The sequence below is a fragment of the Bradyrhizobium sp. S69 genome, from assembly GCF_009766005.1.
Lineage (GTDB): Bacteria > Pseudomonadota > Alphaproteobacteria > Rhizobiales > Xanthobacteraceae > Bradyrhizobium.
Map to the genome: position 1 here is coordinate 338,514 of NZ_LMUK01000024.1, position 341 is coordinate 338,854.

Sequence of the window (341 nt, forward strand, 5' to 3'; positions counted from 1 at the left end):
AAGCTAACCGCCACAGGCGCCGGGCAAGGCTGACCGCCTCGCCCCGCAGAATCACCTGCCCGCGCAGAATCCGAGTGACGGGAGCCGGATGGCCCTCGGCGAGCGCCAGCCGCATCCGGTATAGGGTCCGATCCGGGACCAATTCGTTCTGCTTTTCGTTCTGCTTTTGCGGCCGAACCGCGATGGGACCACCCATGGTCGATGCCAGCGCCGGATCGGGCAGTACCGTGGTGCTGGCCCGCGCAATCTCGGTCAGGCGCAGCGGAAATTCGATCCTGGTATCGGCCTCGGCGATAAAGCTGGCGGCATCGCCGACATTGATCCGGTCGAGATCGGCTTCA

Annotated in this window: 1 protein-coding gene; it reads right to left on the minus strand. The window is 65.1% G+C overall.

The features are described 5' to 3' along the window. Window positions 1-341: hypothetical protein (locus GSQ88_RS09320; protein WP_210253774.1), on the minus strand; the 341-nt coding region annotated here is incomplete at both ends.